This is a genomic window from Treponema sp. OMZ 305, from assembly GCF_024181325.1.
Classification (GTDB): domain Bacteria; phylum Spirochaetota; class Spirochaetia; order Treponematales; family Treponemataceae; genus Treponema.
Map to the genome: position 1 here is coordinate 1,332,514 of NZ_CP051300.1, position 18,673 is coordinate 1,351,186.

The window sequence follows — 18,673 nt, forward strand, 5'->3', positions numbered from 1 at the left end:
GGAACTAATAAGACAGAAGGACTATTATTATGGTTGTAATGAACTTGGAGCTTAACAATCTCTTCGGGTTTCAAGATTTTAAAGTCAATTTTTCGTATCCCAAAAAATTAGTAAAATCCACTATCGAAAATGAATATTTGGAAACAAAGCCGAATTTTCGTTATAAAAAAGTTAATATTCTTATGGGAGCGAACGCTTCCGGAAAAACATCTCTCGGTAAAGCGCTCGTTGATATTTTTAATTTTCTTTCAAAAAAAAATATAAAATCATTTGACGATAATTTTTTAGATGAAAAAAGCGAAGCATATTTTTCTATCGATTTTTTAGTCGATGATAACGTTTTATACAGAGCTGTCTGCACATTTCTGCCCGAAAAAATAGTTTCACTTGATGTTTTTTCTTCCGAAATAGCAGTTAACGATTCGTATGAAACGTGTGTAAAAAAACTCCAAAAATTACACGGAGAAGATAATATTGAAAAATTAGAAAAGCTACCTCAGTTTGGGTGGCTATTTACATTTCCTAGAGATGAGAAAAGCTCATCCTTACTCAAGGATAATGCCAATATATTGGATTTGGATATTTTAAATGCGGTTTTGCAGACGCTTGATACCTCTATTACAAAGGTTTTAAAGAGTATGGAAGTTGATAAAAGCTATATTATAAAAAGTAAAACCGGCGATCTCTTTGTACAAAACGGGGAAGTTGTTGATAAGAATTTTTTATCAAGCGGAACGAAAGCCGGTTTGGATATAGCTTTTCTTATTAGCGCTTTATACGAAGGTACGCATGGCTTTTATTATTGTGATGAACAATTTTCATTTATACAAAGCGATATTGAACAATCTGTTTTAAGCTTAATGATTTCTTTATTAAAACCGAATACGCAATTATTTTTTACGACACATAATACAGATATTTTGGAAATGAATTTGCCTATACATTCGTTTATATTTCTAAGAAAAAATGACAAGATAGAAGTCGTTCACCCCGAAGAAAAAATAAAAAAAAATAACATATCTTTAAGAAATATTGTAAAAAATGATGTACTCGATATCTCTCCGGATATAAATAAAATTCTTTCAATCGAATATCTTAATGAGGATCGGTGATTATGGCAGCCGGTACAGTGTGTTTTTATTTGGTTGAAGGTCAAATGGAAGAAAAAGCCGTAAAGATATTAAAAGGAAAATATATCTTATCGGGAAAAGTGAGCGTCTTACATCAACGGAAAATAAGTAATACACTTTTACGGCTTATACCTCGGGAGTCTAAAGTTATTATAGTTTTTGATACGGATGCCGCTGATACGGAGCATACACTTTATGAAAATCTGAATATGCTTCAGCGGGAAAACATCGAGACGGTTTTAATTCCTCAAGTAAATAATTTTGAAGATGAAATCATATATGCAACTTCAATCAAAAATATAAAAGAATTGCTCAACAGTAAATCAAACAGTGATTTTAAAAGCGATTTTTTAAAGGAGAAAAATTGCTTAAAAAAACTGGAAGATAAAGATTTTGATATATATAAATTCTGGTCGAGAACCGCCGACAAAAGCTCTTCTTTCAGTAAATATGAAAATAGGTCAAATAAAATAAAAAAATTGTAACTATCCAGCACTAAAAAATAAAATCATTTAAGGGGCACGGAAATCAATTTTTTCCCAACTGTATCTAAAAAGCGTAAAATACTACAGTTTCCGTATGAGGTTAGAAGAATAGGAAGGCGCAACTTATCAGTGGTTTTTCTTTGCATTTTCTTGCAATTCCGTGTATAATGCCCGCAAATATGGTAGGGTAATCACATCAGGCCGTTTTTTTACTAGCCACGCAAAATAAAAAAGGTTGTTCAACCTTGTCTTTTGAAATATGCGGGCATCTTCTTCGTTGCTACGAAAAAATTAATCCTCAACGTATCAAAGATACGCCTGCGGTTAATTTTTTCTCGCGCCTCGAATCTGCTCCACCTATTTCAAAAGGCTGACGGAAGGGTTAGTCATAAAAACGGGGCATCTGCGTCATGAGTTGTACACGGATGTATAACTGCTTAACAGTCTATTTTCAAAAGGCTAACGGAAAGTTGATTATGGAAACGTGTGAAGTATTATATCGTTTTTTTAGAACCGCATCGGAATATATTGAAGGATACCGCAGCGATGCGCCGTATCCCCAATCGTTTGCATTTGCTGCAGCATCGGAGCCGGTCGCTCGAAGTTCTGCGGATTTAACGGGTGGGGACTCATCCGGCGAGGCTGTTACGCTTGCGGCACATCCCGCGGGTATCGGCAATGAACGGAGCGGCTTTTTTGCCGATGAAGATTCTCCGGCAGACAGTTCCGGCGCATCGTTCCGGTCGATGCAGGATATCTACGCTGCGGTTGCGCAGTGCTCCGCCTGCGTGTTGGGGCAAACCCGTATCCATCCGGTGGCGGGGGAAGGCCCCGAAGAGCTGTCCCGCCTGACCAACTCCGTTGAGGTGATGGTAATCGGCGAGGGGCCGGGCGCGGACGAAGACCGGCAGGGCAGACCCTTTGTCGGCAGGGCGGGGCAGCTTCTCGACAAGATGCTGGAGGCTATTCAGCTTTCGCGTAAGACCAACTGCTATATCACCAATGTGGTCAAATGCCGCCCGCCACAGAACCGCGACCCCGCGCCGGAGGAACGGAGTTGCTGCGCCGCCTTTTTGGATGCGCAAATACGGCTGCTCCGCCCTAAGATGATTCTGGTGATGGGGCGCATTGCCGCACAGCATTTGCTGCAAACCTCCGATGGTATCGGCAAGCTGCGGGGGCGTTTTTTCGACTATCAGGGGATACCACTGATGCCGACCTATCATCCGAGTGCGCTGCTTCGGGACGAAAGCCTTAAACGCCCCGCATGGGAAGACCTCAAGCGGTTCCGCGCCCGTCTGCACGAACTTCAGGCGCAGGGCTAGTCTATGGCGCAGTGGCTTGAGCTTGTCTTTAAACTTCCATTATATCAATCGTTCTTTTACCGGAATCCTGTTGCTGCGGACGGGCAACAATCGTTGGCCGGCAGACGGGCGGCGGTTCGATTCGGCTCGCGCAAGCTCATCGGCTTTATTGTTGCGGAACATGAAACGCTGCCGAAAAGCTGTCCTTTTGCCGAAGCCGACATAAAGCCGATCGACCGCATCATCGATGCGGAACCGCTTTTTACCGATGAACAGGCGGCACTCGCCCGTTGGATGTCCCGCTTTTATATCTGCGCCGAGGGAATTGCGCTGTCTGCGATGCTGCCTTCAGGCAAACGCGAAGCGGGAGAGCTGAATACCGACGGGATCGAATTCGCCGGAACCGATTTTTCCGCTTCGGCGCTTACACTTTCGGATGAACAACGTTCTGCCGTAGAAGCGATTTCCGGCTGCGCTGGCGGCGAGTTTTTTTATGTGTACGGTATCACCGGTTCCGGTAAAACCGAGGTCTTTTTACAGGCCGCTTCTCGTGCGCTCGCCGCCGGAAAATCAGTCATCTATCTGGTACCCGAAATTACGTTGAGCCATCAGGTTGCGGAAACCGTCAAAAAGCGTTTCGGCGACCGCTGTGCGGTGCTCCATTCGGGACTGACCGGCAGCAAGCGGCTTGCAGAATGGCGGCGTATTGCGCGGGGCGAGGCGCGGATTGTCGTCGGAGTACGCAGCGCCATATTTGCTCCCGTCCGCGAGCTTGGGCTCATCATCATTGACGAGGAACACGACGGTTCGTATAAGTCGGGTTTTGCGCCCCGCTACCACGCGCGGCAGGTTGCGATGTACCTCTGCAAAAAACACGGTTGTCCGCTGGTGATGGGTTCGGCAACGCCGTCGGTAGAGGCATGGCATTTGATGAAAACCGGTGCAATCCGCACCCTGCGGCTGAGCGAGCGGCTTTCCGGCGGGGCGCTGCCCCATATCCGCATCGAATCGCTGTTGCATACGGCCGGAGCCTTAAGCACTGCGCTGATCGATGAAATGCGCCGCACCAAAACGCAAGGAAAACAGACCATTCTCTTTTTGAACCGCCGCGGCTTCTCTCATTTCTTTAAGTGTAAGAACTGCGGACACGAGCTCTTATGTAAAAACTGTTCGGTGCCGCTCACCTTTCATAAAAGCGAGGGGCTGATGAAGTGCCACTACTGCGGATGGACGGCAAAGCCGCCGAGCGCCTGTCCCGAATGCGGCTCCATCGAGGCGGGCTATATGAGCATCGGTACGGAATATATTGAAGAACAGGTACGGAAAACCTTCCCCGACTGCACCGTTCAGCGTATCGATACCGATGTGCTGCAAAAAAACAAGCAGGCAGTTCAGATCTTAAATAACTTTCGGGACGGCGCCGTCGATATTTTGCTCGGCACGCAGATGATTGCCAAAGGCTTAAACTTTCCCGGTGTGCGGCTGGTCGGAATTGCGCTTGCCGACACCGGCTTGCAGATGCCCGATTTTAGAGCCGCCGAGCGCACCTTTTCGCTCATCATGCAGGTAGCGGGCAGGGCAGGGCGGTATGTTCCGGACGGGGAGGTTATCATTCAAACCTATAATCCCTATCACCCTGCAATTGTCTGTGCGCAGCACAACGATGTGGAAGGTTTTTATACGCAGGAGCTGCAGCAGCGGCAGGCGTTGGAATTTCCTCCCTTTGCCCGCCTTATCCGGCTGGTGTTCCGCAGTAAAGATCAACACAAAGCGGAAGAAGCCGCTTTCGGCGCGCGGGAGCTTTTACCGCGGCTGTTTCCGCCTGATGCTGCGGAAGGCATAGAAATACTCGGCCCGTCCGACTGTATGCTTTCGCTCGTGGCGGGCAATCACCGGATGCAGCTGCTGTTGCGCGCCGAAACGCTCGCACCGATGCAAAAAGCCGTGTACCGGTTTATCACCGAATACAAAGCGGCTGTGGGTGTATATATCGAAACGGATGTCGATCCGGTCAGTTTATTGTAAGGTAGGCATCTCTAAAAACTTGGTTGGATTTGCTTCGCATCCTTCGGAATCAACAACCCCGACGAGATGCAGTTGAGGGGGATGATATGCAGCAGAATATAACGATGTTTAAAACACAGCCTTTTGTTTCCGAAAAGGTCTGGGGATATGAGCGGTGGATTGTCTCCGTTCATCCGGCGGGCAAGTCTCTTGTAGATGATGCGGCGGCGCAGATAGGCGGAACACTGCTTGACGCTATCGTCGGCGCTTCGTATCCGCTTTTGATTAAAATTATTCAGGCAAATGAGACGCTTTCGGTGCAGGTTCACCCCGATGATGACTATGCCCGCCTCCATGAACACAGCGCCGGTAAAACCGAATGCTGGTATGTGCTTGATGCGGTTCCCGATGCAAAGATTATTTACGGATTGCAAAAGGATTACCGCCGCAGCGAGTTGGAAACAGCTATTCGGGATAATACGCTCGAGCGCTGTCTCCGATCCGTTCCCGTCTCGAAGGGGGACTTTATCTTTATCCCTGCCGGAACCGTCCATGCGATACAGGGCGGCTTGCGGCTTTTAGAGGTGCAGCAGTCAAGCGATATAACCTACCGGCTCTATGACTGGGGGCGACCCCGTGAGGTGCATATACAAAAAGGACTTGATGTATTGCGGTATCTGCCTAAGTCTACACTGACGCCGGAACATCCGTTTAGCGGAAAAACGGTATGTCCGTATTTTCGGCTTGAAAAAAAAGATTTTCCCACTACGGGGACTATTTCGTTTTCGGCATTTGATACCCCTGCTGCAAAAACGGGATGGTGCAGCCTCTTTATCATCTCCGGAAACGGTATGCTTGAAACTGCCGGAGTTCCCGCCTTGCAGGTAAAAACTGAGGACTGCATTGTGGTGCGGCGGGAAGCTGCCGTTTCCGTACTGCCTGATCGGGATTCGCTGCTTTCGGTTATGCTGATGGGGTAACCGCATTAAAAATATTTTCCGCGGGGTTACCTTCCTTCTGTCCGAAATTTCATAGGTGTAAGGTGAGCGTCTACAATGACGCCGCTCACCTTAACCGTCAAGTTTTCTTTCGAAAACTTGCGTATTGATGTGTGCGCTTTTCGCGCACGAATGCAACAGTTTCCAAAATTCATATTTTGTTCAACTGTTGCATTTTAAGGAAATAAAATTTCGTACATTTTCCGATAAATGGGTAAATGCATCAGGTAGAACAGATAAAAACCGCGGAAAAATTGAGACTGTGAGACCATTTGAACCATCTTCAACGGTTGTACGTCCATGTACAACCGTTGAAAGCGAGTTTTGTGCGTGCACAAAACATCACTACTGTATGGAACCACTGCCATCCTTGGCAGTTCTGGTCGAATAGTATCAATTTTTCTGCGGGGTTACTAAGAAAACGGCCTGATGCATTTACCTCGATAAAACAATGTTGACAGAATGAATATCAAAGCTGATAATTATTGTTAAGAAAAAATAGGAGTTCACCGGTTAATCGATGTCGCGAAAGAACCGGCAGCTTTATGTAAAGGATGGTCTGAATGAAAACGTTTTTGGTACGAAATATTCTTTTGGTATTAAAGGTCATCGGTGGAATTGTAGCTGTTGCCGCCATATCATTCGGGATTCTGCTACTGTTTATTACGATAACGGAATATCGCCCCCAAGCTCAAGAGCCTGCTGAAATCATCGGAGAAACTGCTCTTACGGAAGAAACCGTTGCGCTTGCAAAGCCGATCGATATTATCAGTTGGAATATCGGCTATTGCGGTCTTGGCGCAAAGCATGATTTTTTTATGGACGGCGGTACTATGGTGCGCCCTTCGGATAAGAAAGAGGTCGAAGAAAACCTTGCAGGAGTTATCGAGACACTGAAACGGTATCCTTCCGATTTTTACTTTATTCAAGAAATGGATAAGTCCTCAAAGCGTTCCTATTACATCGACCAAACGGCGGCGCTTACCGAGGCGCTTGGTACGGCGCTTACCTATACTTATAATTTTAAGGCGTCGTATGTACCGTATCCGATTCCCCCAATCGGAAAAGTGGCGAGCGGAGTCGGCCTTTTTACGCGATACCCCTTTACGGAGACCTATCGTTTTGCGTTGCCGGTACCGTTTAAGTGGCCGGTCAGTACGGTTAATTTAAAACGCTGTATGCTGATAACCCGTTTTCCCCTCGAATCGGGCAGAGAGTTGGTAACGGCCGTGCTACATTTGGAAGCTTATGATGAAGGGGAAGGAAAGATTGCGCAGACAAAGGCGGTCGCCGATTTTATTCGCGCTGAATATGAAGCGGGCAATTATGTGATAGCGGGCGGAGATTTTAATCAAACCTTTCCGGGGACACGGTCGTTGTATCCCCTCTATGATGAATTTTGGGCGCCCGGTATAATGGATGCAGGCTTACTCCCTGAAGGTTGGCACTTTGCCGTCGATGACAGAGTTCCCTCGTGCCGCCTGAACAAAGCGCCGTATACGGCTGCGCTTACCGACGAAAATATTCGCAAAAAGTGGCCGTACTACGTTATTGACGGCTTTATTTTGTCTCCGAATATTTCTCTTTTATCGGTGGAGACACTCGATGAATCTTTCCGGTATACAGACCATAATCCGGTAAAACTGCGTGTTACGTTGAATCCCTAAAGATGCAGGAGAACGCGTATACTATAAATAAATGATGCTGCCTCTAATCTTTCCGGAAGAAGATATTCCTTTTGCAAAATTGTCCATTGTTGGGTATACTGTAAGTATCGCAGATACCGGAATACGGATATTTGCCAAGGAGTAAAAGATGCAGATGAACAGTGTGGTTATTAGAACCGACAACATGGAAAAATCATTGCAGTTTTATGAAAAGGTTCTCGGACTTACCTTTGAGTCTATGATGTCTGCTGCCCCGGGGAAGCAGATTGCCTTTTTGTACGATCCTAAGTCGAATGGCCGGTTGGAACTGATCCATAATGATCGTTCAAAGGTGAAAAAGGAAAACTCTATTTCGTTGACTTTCAGTGTAAATCAGATTGGAGAGACGGAAAAATATCTCCGCTCTAAAAATGTCCGTATTATTATGCAGCCGCGAACGGTAAAAGATGGTAAAAAGATATTAACAGCGGTCGATCCCAATGGAATAGAAATAGATTTTATTGAAGCTAAATAAACAGAACAGCATCTCTAACAAGAACCTCTTTTTAGAGATGCTCAGATATAAAATGTATTAGAAAAAATGCAACCACTGACAAGTAAAGACATGAAGGAAGATGTCCTATGAGCGCGATACAATAGCTTTTCGATTGCTCTCCCCTATACCCAATTTTGTGCTATACCCTTATTTTATTGTTGATATGCTTTGTCTGCACCTACTTGTAAAATCGTCCTAAAACCCGTATAGTGTTGACCTGCAAGTATTCTGTAAGGAATAGATGGAGTAGAGTATGGATAAATATGTATGCGATTTATGTGGTTATGAGTATGATCCTGAAACCGGCGATCCTGAAGGTAATATTAAGCCGGGTACTCGATTTGAAGATTTGCCCAAAACGTGGGTATGTCCCCTCTGCGGCGTTTCGAAGGAAGGATTTAAAAAGGTTTAAGTGGAGAGTGTAAAATGACAAAAAATGATTTTATCAGTGCAATCGGATATGACGGTGCCGCCGCAGTAGTCGATAAAGAACGGCGTGCTAAAAATGGCGGAAAGAGCTTGACGGAATTGCTTGAGGCAGGCGCTTTCCGCAGCGCAGCTGCCTTTGCAGTCTACGATGATTCTCAAGAAGAACTGCAAACCGTTACGGATTATTACAATAACTTAGCCCATGCGGATTATACCACGGACAATATTTTGCGGGTATTCGGTATTACCAAAACCAACAGCAAAAAAGTAATCCTTCTATAATGAATAAATAAATGCTATTGCATTAAATCTAAGGAAAATTTCTAAAATGTTTTACTCAAAGGAGTTGTATAATGCCGTATCCTTTTGGCGATATTGAAAAAAAATGGCAAAAATATTGGAAAGATCATAAGACGTTTAAGGTAACCGAGGACGAAAATTATCCGCCGGAAAAACGGGCGTATGTATTGGATATGTTTCCGTATCCGTCGGGAGCAGGTTTGCACGTCGGGCATCCGGAAGGGTATACGGCAACCGATATTTATTGTCGGTATCTCCGTATGAACGGATATGCGGTACTGCACCCGATGGGATTTGATTCCTTCGGCTTGCCCGCGGAAAATTACGCCATTAAGACCGGTACTCACCCGCGTATTACGACAAAAGAAAATATCGATACCTTCCGGAGGCAAATACAGGCGTTCGGTTTTTCTTACGACTGGGATCGCGAGCTTGCAACTTCCGATGTGGACTACTACCGTTGGACACAGTGGATATTTTTACAGCTGTATAAAAAAGGTTTGGCCTACGAAACGGAAGCGCCGATTAACTGGTGTCCGAGCTGTTTAACCGGCCTTGCGAATGAGGAAGTAAAAGAAAGCTGCTGCGAGCGGTGCGGCACACAGGTTGTCCGCAAGAATGTCCGGCAGTGGATGCTCAAGATCACCGCGTATGCTGAGCGGCTCCTTGAAGACTTGGAAGAGCTGGATTGGCCTCAGTCCGTTAAGATGATGCAGCGGAATTGGATCGGCAAAAGCACCGGAGCAGAAATAGACTTTCACCTTGCCGCTCCGTATGAAAACGAAAAGATTACCGTGTATACTACTCGGCCGGATACTATTTTCGGGGCGACCTACCTCGTGCTTGCTCCGGAACACCCGCTCGTCATGCACATTGTCAGCGGGGAGCAAAAAGACGCCGTGCAGCAGTATATTGACGAGACGGCAAAGAAAACCGATCTTGAACGGACTGAACTTGCAAAAAAGAAAACGGGCGTCTTTACCGGCGCATACGCGGTAAACCCGCTGACAAAAGAACCTATTCCGATTTGGATTTCCGATTATATTTTGGTTTCTTACGGAACCGGCGCCATTATGGCGGTTCCGGCGCATGATGAGCGCGACTGGGAGTTTGCTCAAGTTTTCTCACTGCCGGTTATTCAAACGGTTGCCTCAGAGGCTGAATGGAAGGAAAAGGGAGCGGCGGGCGATTACCGTGCAGTACCGCAAGCATGTACCGCAGCCGACGGTTATGCGGTAAATTCGGGCGAATTTACCGGACTGCCGACACGGGAAGCAATAGAGCGTGTTACCGACTATGCTGCCGCCAACGGCTTCGGCAAAAAGGCCGTCAATTATAAGCTCCGCGACTGGGTATTCAGCAGACAGCGGTACTGGGGAGAGCCTATCCCGTTGGTGCATTGCCCGAAATGCGGCGTGGTTCCGCTGGACGAAAAGGATTTACCGCTTGCCTTGCCTGAAACGGATAGCTACACCCCTTCCGACACGGGAGAAAGTCCGCTTGCCAAGATACCCGAATGGGTGAATACCGTGTGTCCGCACTGCGGAGCCCCCGCCCGCCGCGAAACAAACACCATGCCTCAATGGGCGGGTTCCTGCTGGTACTATCTCCGTTACCTCGATCCTCATAATGCACACCGTTTTTGTGCCAAGGACAAAGAAGCGTATTGGATGCCTGTTAATCTCTACGTCGGCGGCGCGGAACATGCGGTACTCCATCTCCTCTATGCCCGCTTTTGGCACAAGGTACTGTACGATTTAGGCGTGGTGCATACCAAGGAACCGTTCATGCGGCTGGTGAATCAAGGGATGATTACCTCCTTTGCATATCAGCGTTCAAACGGATCGCTCGTGCCGGTCGATGAGGTCGTGCAGACCGGTGATGATGCTTTTGAAGAAAAAAGCACCGGTGAAAAGTTGAAGCGGGTTATCGCAAAGATGTCGAAGAGCCTAAAAAATGTCATCAATCCTGATGAGATGATCGCTCAATACGGCGCCGATTCGTGCCGTATGTATGAGATGTTCATGGGGCCGCTCGATATGTCCAAGCCGTGGAACACGCAAGGGCTGATCGGTATTTTCCGCTTCTTGGAGAAAATCTGGGCTATTTCCGGAAAAGAGCTGATTTCTTCTCCGGTGAACGACATGAGTACGCCGGAACATGCGGAAATTACCAAGATTCTCAATAAGACTATTAAAAAGATAACCGAAGATACTGCATCGCTCAACTTCAATACGGCAATCAGCCAGATGATGATTTTTGTCAATACACTTGGAAAATATCAAACTGTACCCCGCTTTGCATGGGAGGCATTTGTCAAGCTGCTTGCGCCCTACGCACCGCACCTTGCCGAAGAGCTGTGGGAGAAGTTAGGCCATACGGAAACAATTGCATATACGCAGTGGCCGATGTTTGTCGAAAAGTTTTGCATCGATTCCGAATGTACGATTGTCGTGCAGATTAACGGAAAGGTACGCGATAAATTTCAAGCCGCCGTCGATTTGCCTAAGGAAGAGCTTGAAGCACTCGCTCTAAAAACAGATGGTGCGCAGCGCTTCCTCAGCGATAAACAGCCTAAAAAGGTTATCGTGGTTCAGAATAAGCTTGTAAATATCGTCGTCTAATAACCTTTTGAAATATACGGAGCATCTACTTCGTTGCTGCGCAAAAATAAATGCTCAACGTACACCAAGTACGTCTCCGCTTTATTTTTGCTCGCGCCTCGTATCTGCGCCGTCTATTTCAAAAGGCTAACGGAAAGCTCTATACCGCATGCCGCTACTGAAGATCCTCAACGTATCAGAACGGACAAGGATGTCCGTGGTTCCGTGCAGTAGCGTGTTTGCCTTGCAAACACGTAGGTACAAAATGTACACGGAAGTACATTTTGTACCGTGCCTGCGGGTGTTTTTTGTACGCTCCTAGCATCTGCATCGTCTATTTCAAAAGGCTAACGGCAAATGGTGTTTCAAAACCGACATGGACGTCGGTGGTTTTATACAGTAGCGAGATTTGGGCTATGCACAAATCTCGTCGTTAAAAAGCGTACAGGGACGTACGCTTTTTAACAGGCTATTTCAAAAGGCTTACGGAAGGGGTGTATACCGCGTGCGGCTTTTGAAAATCCTCAACGTATCAGAGCGGACAGGGATGTCCGTGGTTCCGTGCAGTAGCGACGTTTTTGCACAGCAAAAACTCGCGTCCAGAAGTGTACACGGATGTACACTTCCGGACAGGGTATTTTCAAAAGGCTAACGGAAAGGCTGGGGATGTCTCAAAAGTTGATCACTTTTTCGCCATCCCCTTGCATCCCAATAATACACTTCCACGTACATTCGTGTGTCCTCTACCGATGCACGTCCCCATGTACATCGGTAGAGGACAAGTTTTGCCCCAAAAGCGGCAAGGGGATGCTTCCATTATCTACTTTGTCTGATGTTTTTACTCATTTTCCGGAAAAATCATATTCATCTGCTATTCATTTTTTGTCGTGTAGCTGATGGTAATGGTGCCGCCTTCGGCATAATCGGAATCTACGCGGATCCAACACCTGTTACTACCCTTGTCGTCCTCAAAGGTTCTCTTCCCGATTTTCCACTCATCTACGATCTTGCCTACAGGAAGGTCTTTGGCTTCTATATTGATTTCCGTTCTTTCTTTCACCTCTGCATCGTTAGAAAGCGTTTGTCCCTGTCCGTACTGCTGCCATATTCTCACCGTCATCTTTGCTTCATTAAAGCTCAGGGTAAACTTCTGCGTGGCCTTTGTCGTATAGCTGATGGTAATGACACCGCTTTCGGCATAATCAGGACTCACGCAGAACCAGTGCCGGTTTCCACCCCAATTACCCTCATCCTCAAAGGTTCTCTTCCCGATTTCCCACGTATTTACGATCTGTCCTATCGGAAGGTCTTTTGCTTCAATGATGATACCGGTCATTTCTTCCACCTCTGCACCTTTTGAAAGCGTTTGAGCCTGCCCGTGCTGCTGCGGTATTTCCACCGTCATCTTTGACTCGTCAAAGGTAAGGGTAAACTTCTTAGCGGCCTTTGTCGTGTAGCTGATGCTAATGGTGTCGCCCTCGGCATAGTTTGAACCTACGTGGAACCCCCACCGGTTTCCGTTCCATTCAGCCTTATCCTCAAATGTTCTCTTTCCGATTTTCCACGTATCTACGATCTGCCCTGCCGGAAGGTTTTTGGCTTCAATACGGACTTCCGTTCCTTCTTCTACCTGTGCACCGTTTGAAAGCGTTTGATCCTGCCCGTGCTGCTGCGGTATTGTTACCGTCATCTTGGCTGCATCAAAGGTAAGGGTAAACTTCTGCGCGGGCTTTGTCGTATAGCTGATGGTAATGACACCGCTTTCGGCATCGGCGGACTTCACAGTAGACCAACATTCGTCTTTATGCTCGGTAGGAAAGGTACGCTTGCCGATAGTCCACATATCTACGATATGACCTACCGGAATGTCAGTGGCTTTAATACTGATTCTCGTTCTTTCTTCCACCTGTGTACCGCTTGAAAGTATTTGCCACGGCCCATCTTCCTTACGCTCTCGCACCGTTATCTTTGACCCGTCAAAGTTGAGGGTAAACTTCTTTGCGGCCTTTGTCGTATAGCTGATGGCAATAATACCGCTTTCGGCATCCTCGGCCATTACGGTATACTTACAGTCATTTGAATCAGCTGAAATGTTCCGTTTCCCGATTTTCCAAGTATCTACAATTTCCCCTGTAGGAAGATTTTGAGTTGCAATGTTCAATTTCATCCCAACCGTCAGCTCACTGCCGTCTCTAACGATACCGCTCTCGTTGGTAAATACTTTCACCTTTTCCTTATCAAAGGCAATTATCAATTTGTCACTTTTGACAGTATATGCAAGCGCTACACGATTACTGCTGTCAGCATCAACTTTGCGTACGGTATGGATAAGCTCAGACCCCTCTGCCGGAACGATTGTATTTCCTACTTTCCATGCCTGTACGGGAGTGCCGGCAGGTACCGCAAGTGCGGTCAACCGCAGCCGTGTATTTTCTTGAACTGTCGAACCGCTCGTGAGAGTATTCCATGTTCCTGCTTGCTCCGCTTCAACCTTTACCTGTGCAGCATCGAAATTTATTTTGAGATTGACGATCTTTCTTTCAGTGTAATAAATTGTTACGATATTATTATCGTTAGCGTCGGCTTTGCGCACGGTATAGGTAAGTTCATGCCCTTCTGCAGGGATGTTTGTCTTTCCGACTGTCCATGATTGTACGGTACTGTCGGCTGGAAGCCCTATCGCAGTCAACCGTAGCTGAGTGTTGTCGACTATTTCCGATCCGGAACTCAGCGGTTTCCAAGCACCTGTAGTAAGCGCTTCCACCGTAACCTTTGCCGTATCAAAATGTACTCTTAACAATGCAGCTTTATTTTTAAGGGTATAGGTGATGTGTGTTTTACCGTTGCTGTCGGCATCTTCTTTAACGATAGTATGGTTGAATGTTTCCGTTGCTGAGGCAACCGTTTTTCCGTTAATTTTCCATTCTTCAAGTGTCTTATCGGATGGTATGTTTTTTGCTCGTATTTTTAATTCGGCACCGATTTGGATTTGATCCCCGTTTTTTACGAGCGTTAACGTATCGTTGTTTTTTACTTCAACTTGTATAGTAGCTTCATCAAAATGCAGTTCAGTTACGGGGGGGGGGGGGGGGATTATCCGATAACTTGGGGCATCCGGTAAATAGTACCGGTAGCACAGCCACTAATCCTAATACGAAAAAGCTTGTTAATCGTTTTTGTTTCATAGTGATCTCCATTGCGAATATTTTTTATTTCTGTGCGAAATTTTGCTTAAAATTTCGCACATTTTTCCGGCAAAAGGGTAAACGCATCAGGTAGAGTAGATAAAAACCGCAGAAAAATTGAGACTGTGAGACCATTTGAACCATCTTCAACTGTTGTACATCCGTGTACCTCTCAACCGATGTACGTCCATATACATCGGTTGAGGACAAGTTTTGTTCCAAAACTTGTTTCTGACCTATCCCACGCCCATCCTTGGGCGCATTGATGGCGAGTTTTGTGCGTGCACAAAACATCGCTGCACTGACAGGAAGTCAGTGGTTCCAAACAGTATCGAGTTTTTCATCAGAAAAACTCGAAGCTAAACAATGTACAAGGATGTACATTGTTTAGCGATGCCATCCTTGGCAGTTCTGGTCGAATAGTTTCAATTTTTCTGCGGGGTTGTTAAAAAAACGTCCTGATGCGTTTACCCTAGTCTATTATAAGTTTATCCTGTTAATCTGCTCCAGTCAAGGAAAAGAATTATGCGATAGCTCTTGCAATTTATACGCGATGCCTACACTGAGAATCGCGAGGCTTGCTGTTAATAGAGAGTTACAGGGAAACGGAATAGGAAAATGGCTCCTTTCACAAGTTTTTATAAAGACTGTTCAAATAGCAGATATAACAGGGCTCTATTTGATAATAAAGGAAGATAATTCTTAAAAAGAACGAAATTATATATTGATAATATTTAATTGAAATTGTTGACAAAATCAAAATAAATGGTATATTTAAATCGTGAAGTTTACGGTGGAAAAACTGCCTGTTGTTGAATCTGAAATATCATCTCTGGAACAATCGCAAAAAGATTTACTAAAAATAGAATATGAAAAGATTGAACAACGGGGAATTGAGTTTGTAAAAGTAAAGCGTCTTCAGAAAAAGATTTTTGAAATAAAATCAAATGAACTTAGGTCTTTATTTAAATATAAAGAAGGGAAAATTATTGTAATAGGAGTTATTTTTGTAAAGAAGACACAGAAAACTCCAAAAGAAACTATAAAACTCGCTGAGAAACGTTTGAAGGAGATCTGATTATGGAATATGTATATGTAAAAGATTCCGAAGGTTATGTTTTTAAGAAATTGGAATCAGAACTTTCTCCCGATGAAAAAATTATTTCTGAAAAGGAATATTTAAAGAAATCCGGTCTTGCAAATTATGCAAAAGAGTTTGGACATGGCGGAGCAAGGGAAAATGCCGGTCGAAAACAAAAATTCGGATCGCCTTTAAAATTTCAAATTCGGGTAACACAGGAAGAAAAAGAGTTTATTTCTTTTGCAAGAGAAAATCATTTGAATTATTCAGCTTTAATGCAGAAGTAATATCACATAACACCGTTTTCAAAGCCGACAAGCTGCGTTGCGGTTTAAAACTATGATAAGTTTAACCTGTTAATCTGGTCAAGTCAAGGAAAAGAATTATGCGATACCCCTTGCAATTTATACGCGATGCCTTTTGCAAATAGGCTGTCCGGAAGTGTGCTTAGGATATACGCTGATGGCTGCTCAATCGATTAAGCTGAAACGGTCGGCAATGGTGCCTCGCCATTCTGCGCGTTGATTTTTATCTTCCCACTCGATGATTCTTACAATCGTGAACTCTTTCATCGTTACCATTGAAGCATATTTGATAACGGCAAATCTTCCTTGTCCGATATAAGAAATCGCTTCATTTTCCTGTAAGGTTTCATTTTGCCTTAAAAAATTCAATACGCAATCGAAATGCACAGGCTTGCCGTCTGTTTTATCCGCTAATGCAGCGCTTAAATCTTTGATGGGTTTCCCGCATCGTGCACAGATAAAAAGTTCTGTAGGTTCATTATGATTTGAGCCGGTATACGGTTTATTGTCTGTTGCGGCAGTTTCGGTATAATGATTATCTCTTCTGTGTCCCCGCCTATTGCTCATATTATTCTTCATCCTTCATATACATCATCTGTTCGGTCAATATCGATGCTAATCGGTATATCGCAGCTTGAATATATGCCTCATCTTTGAGTTTTGTTTCCATTTCGCGAAAGTCGGATTCGGTAAAGTATTTGCGGGGGGTATACCGCTCTTTCTTTGGAAACACGCCAACATTCATACATAATCCTCAAAAGCATTCTCTAAATGCAAAGGCTCGAGTCCTTCCGTTGTTCGCGGGTCAAACGGCAACACAAGAACATCAAAACGTATATGCATCTTGTTATATTTTCGATGAGTTAAGAGAAAATATTTAGCGGTTTTACAAATCCTTTCCTGTTTTCTATTTCCGACAATAATATCCAAGTCTGCAAGCGATGTGTGAGGCAATGTCTTCACTTCAAAGAAAACAAGTCTTTCACCTTTTTCCGCTATGATGTCAATTTCGCCGGTTCTTGTACGCCAGTTTCGGGCAATGATGGAATATCCTTGCTGTTCAAGCCATTTTGCTGCATAAGATTCTCCTGCCGGGCCAAGCCGTTCTTCCATCACTTTTTTTGCTGATACTGTAGCGGGTCAATAGCCTTGACAATAAAAGTATTTTTGTATTCCTTCAGATCAATAAGTTTACCCTTATTATTGGGATAAAGATGTCCGGTTTCATCAATGATTACTCTAATCGACGGACGCAACGGCGCTTCGGGAGCTGTACCCACAACACGGGCGATGGATGTGTCGTTCATCAACACTATTGAACCGATGGGATATACACCGATACTTTGAATCATAGCTTTGATAACTTCATAGTCAAAGCGGCGGCCTTTGTCTGCGAGGAGCGTCTTCATGGCATCATAACCGAGTAATGCACTACGATACGCCTTTTGTGCGGTCATCGCCACAAAGGCATCTACAACAGCGATGATACGGGCGCCTATTTCGATGGATTCTTTATCAAGTCCGTTCGGATATCCTTTGCCGTCCCATCGTTCGTGGTGCTGCAAAACAAGCATCGCGACCCGTTCGGTATACATAAATTCCGATAATACGGCTTTATATCCATAGACGGTATGAGCCGCAACGGTCTGCATTTCAGTATCTGAAAGCGCAGTCTTCTTGTTTAAAATGGCATCGGGAATTCTTAGCATCCCACAATCGTGTAGTAGGGAAGCGAGCACTATGTCATCAATATAATCTTCCGGAAGATTCATGAATTTTGCGATGGTTTCAGCTAAAATAGCGGTATCCACGAGGGCTTTTGCCATCTCTCGTTCAGGAATTTGGGCTGATAAGATGAATGAAATAGCGAGCGGTCTATTGGCGGCGAGCAAATTACGGAGTCTCAGGGCAATTCCATCTATGGGGCGGGGTGATATTGGTTTTCTTTTTTTTACCTCGGTTAAAAAGATATCCAGTGTTAGGATAATCGCCAAATATTCGGTATACAGTTCGCTGTGCGTTAAAATATCCGGAAGCTGTAAAATAGTATTTTCTTCCGCTGTTTTCTTTTGAGTGTTTTTGTTAGCTGTTTTAGCGGTAGGAGCTCCCCCTTTGTCGGGTAGTGCATCTAATTTTTCATCTAATTCCGCTCTTTTTTTTATGCTTTTACCGGCTGTCATAACAAAAGGTACTTTCCATTGCTTTAATACCGATAGTTCACGTTCAGAAACCGGATACCCTTTGCCCAGAACTCTATTTTTACCGTCGTCAAAGAACAGCGGTTCTGAAAACAGCATACCTTCTTTTAAATCTTCTACCTTAATTCGCCTAAGCACCGATTATCCCATCCTTTTTTTGAAGAAATGCAAAAAGAGCGGCAACCGCTTGATACGTTTCTTCGGGAATGCAAGAGCCTATTTCGGCTTCAACCAACACTTCCGCTAACAGAGGGTTATTGATGAGGGGAATATGACATTTATCGGCAATTTCCCGTATCTTTTGCGCAACTGTACCGCGTCCTGAGGCGGTAATCAGCGGAACACTCTCCCCAAATGTATATGACAATGCCACCGAACAGTCCCGTGCTCTGCTCATATTATCGTTTTTTATCTTCACGGTAATATAAAAAAGTCATACCTCACTCCAC

18 protein-coding genes are annotated in these 18,673 nt (G+C 45.0%); 12 read left to right on the forward strand and 6 right to left on the reverse strand.

Annotation, left to right across the window (positions count from 1 at the left end; translation table 11 throughout):
- The first annotated feature begins 29 nt into the window (after positions 1-29).
- The 10 genes from ABK01_RS05940 to leuS all read left to right on the forward strand — a co-directional run bounded on the left by ABK01_RS05940 (position 30) and on the right by leuS (position 11,476).
- Positions 30-1,112, forward strand: coding sequence for an AAA family ATPase (locus tag ABK01_RS05940; RefSeq protein WP_253674923.1), 1,083 nt, complete (start codon positions 30-32; stop codon positions 1,110-1,112).
- Positions 1,109-1,615 carry a hypothetical protein gene (locus ABK01_RS05945; RefSeq protein WP_253674924.1) on the forward strand — a complete coding sequence of 169 codons (507 nt, stop codon included), beginning with the start codon at positions 1,109-1,111 and terminating at the stop codon, positions 1,613-1,615. The genes ABK01_RS05940 and ABK01_RS05945 overlap by 4 nt, the downstream gene beginning before the upstream one ends.
- A gap of 470 nt (positions 1,616-2,085) precedes the next feature.
- Entirely contained in the window at positions 2,086-2,940 is an 855-nt protein-coding gene (locus tag ABK01_RS05950; protein ID WP_371922036.1) for a uracil-DNA glycosylase, read from the forward strand.
- A 3-nt stretch (positions 2,941-2,943) separates the two neighbouring features.
- Positions 2,944-4,944: a replication restart helicase PriA gene (priA, locus tag ABK01_RS05955; protein ID WP_253674926.1), complete on the forward strand. Its 2,001-nt coding sequence runs from the start codon at positions 2,944-2,946 to the stop codon at positions 4,942-4,944.
- Positions 4,945-5,030: 86 nt separating this feature from the next.
- Positions 5,031-5,903 carry a type I phosphomannose isomerase catalytic subunit gene (locus tag ABK01_RS05960; protein WP_253674927.1) on the forward strand — a complete coding sequence of 291 codons (873 nt, stop codon included), beginning with the start codon at positions 5,031-5,033 and terminating at the stop codon, positions 5,901-5,903.
- Positions 5,904-6,484: 581 nt separating this feature from the next.
- A complete protein-coding gene (locus tag ABK01_RS05965) occupies positions 6,485-7,588 on the forward strand; it encodes an endonuclease/exonuclease/phosphatase family protein (protein WP_253674928.1) in 1,104 nt (367 codons plus the stop codon).
- A 148-nt stretch (positions 7,589-7,736) separates the two neighbouring features.
- Positions 7,737-8,102 carry a VOC family protein gene (locus tag ABK01_RS05970; RefSeq protein WP_212564629.1) on the forward strand — a complete coding sequence of 122 codons (366 nt, stop codon included), beginning with the start codon at positions 7,737-7,739 and terminating at the stop codon, positions 8,100-8,102.
- Positions 8,103-8,376: 274 nt separating this feature from the next.
- Complete coding sequence (gene rd / locus ABK01_RS05975) at positions 8,377-8,535, forward strand: rubredoxin (RefSeq protein ID WP_212564630.1); 159 nt, start codon at positions 8,377-8,379, stop codon at positions 8,533-8,535.
- Between the two features lie 14 nt (positions 8,536-8,549).
- Complete coding sequence (locus ABK01_RS05980) at positions 8,550-8,834, forward strand: hypothetical protein (RefSeq protein ID WP_212564631.1); 285 nt, start codon at positions 8,550-8,552, stop codon at positions 8,832-8,834.
- A 71-nt stretch (positions 8,835-8,905) separates the two neighbouring features.
- Positions 8,906-11,476: a leucine--tRNA ligase gene (leuS, locus tag ABK01_RS05985; RefSeq protein WP_253674929.1), complete on the forward strand. Its 2,571-nt coding sequence runs from the start codon at positions 8,906-8,908 to the stop codon at positions 11,474-11,476.
- 850 nt (positions 11,477-12,326) lie between these two features.
- On the opposite strand, the gene ABK01_RS05990 is transcribed toward leuS, so the two are convergent.
- Entirely contained in the window at positions 12,327-14,255 is a 1,929-nt protein-coding gene (locus tag ABK01_RS05990; RefSeq protein WP_253674930.1) for a hypothetical protein, read from the reverse strand.
- Between the two features lie 1,178 nt (positions 14,256-15,433).
- On the opposite strand from ABK01_RS05990, the gene ABK01_RS05995 reads away from it, so the two are divergent.
- Together ABK01_RS05995 and ABK01_RS06000 are read left to right on the forward strand one after the other, a co-directional pair.
- Complete coding sequence (locus ABK01_RS05995) at positions 15,434-15,718, forward strand: type II toxin-antitoxin system RelE/ParE family toxin (protein WP_253674931.1); 285 nt, start codon at positions 15,434-15,436, stop codon at positions 15,716-15,718.
- 2 nt (positions 15,719-15,720) lie between these two features.
- The gene (locus ABK01_RS06000; RefSeq protein WP_253674932.1) at positions 15,721-16,008 is read left to right on the forward strand and encodes a hypothetical protein; all 288 of its coding nucleotides are present in this window, start codon (positions 15,721-15,723) and stop codon (positions 16,006-16,008) included.
- A gap of 183 nt (positions 16,009-16,191) precedes the next feature.
- Here the strand turns inward: ABK01_RS06000 and ABK01_RS06005 are convergent, their stop codons facing one another.
- The 5 genes from ABK01_RS06005 to ABK01_RS06025 are packed head-to-tail and all read right to left on the reverse strand — an operon-like array spanning position 16,192 to position 18,621.
- Positions 16,192-16,593: a hypothetical protein gene (locus tag ABK01_RS06005; protein WP_212564953.1), complete on the reverse strand. Its 402-nt coding sequence runs from the start codon at positions 16,591-16,593 to the stop codon at positions 16,192-16,194.
- Position 16,594: 1 nt separating this feature from the next.
- On the reverse strand, positions 16,595-16,771 hold the full coding sequence (locus ABK01_RS06010; protein ID WP_253674933.1) for a hypothetical protein: 177 nt from the start codon (positions 16,769-16,771) through the stop codon (positions 16,595-16,597).
- Positions 16,768-17,139: a YraN family protein gene (locus ABK01_RS06015; protein WP_212564951.1), complete on the reverse strand. Its 372-nt coding sequence runs from the start codon at positions 17,137-17,139 to the stop codon at positions 16,768-16,770. Before ABK01_RS06015 ends, ABK01_RS06010 begins: the two co-directional genes overlap by 4 nt.
- The gene (locus ABK01_RS06020) at positions 17,139-18,362 is read right to left on the reverse strand and encodes an HD-GYP domain-containing protein (RefSeq protein ID WP_253674934.1); all 1,224 of its coding nucleotides are present in this window, start codon (positions 18,360-18,362) and stop codon (positions 17,139-17,141) included. The genes ABK01_RS06015 and ABK01_RS06020 overlap by 1 nt, the downstream gene beginning before the upstream one ends.
- Entirely contained in the window at positions 18,355-18,621 is a 267-nt protein-coding gene (locus ABK01_RS06025) for an EscU/YscU/HrcU family type III secretion system export apparatus switch protein (protein WP_212564949.1), read from the reverse strand. The genes ABK01_RS06020 and ABK01_RS06025 overlap by 8 nt, the downstream gene beginning before the upstream one ends.
- Between the last annotated feature and the right edge of the window lie 52 nt (positions 18,622-18,673).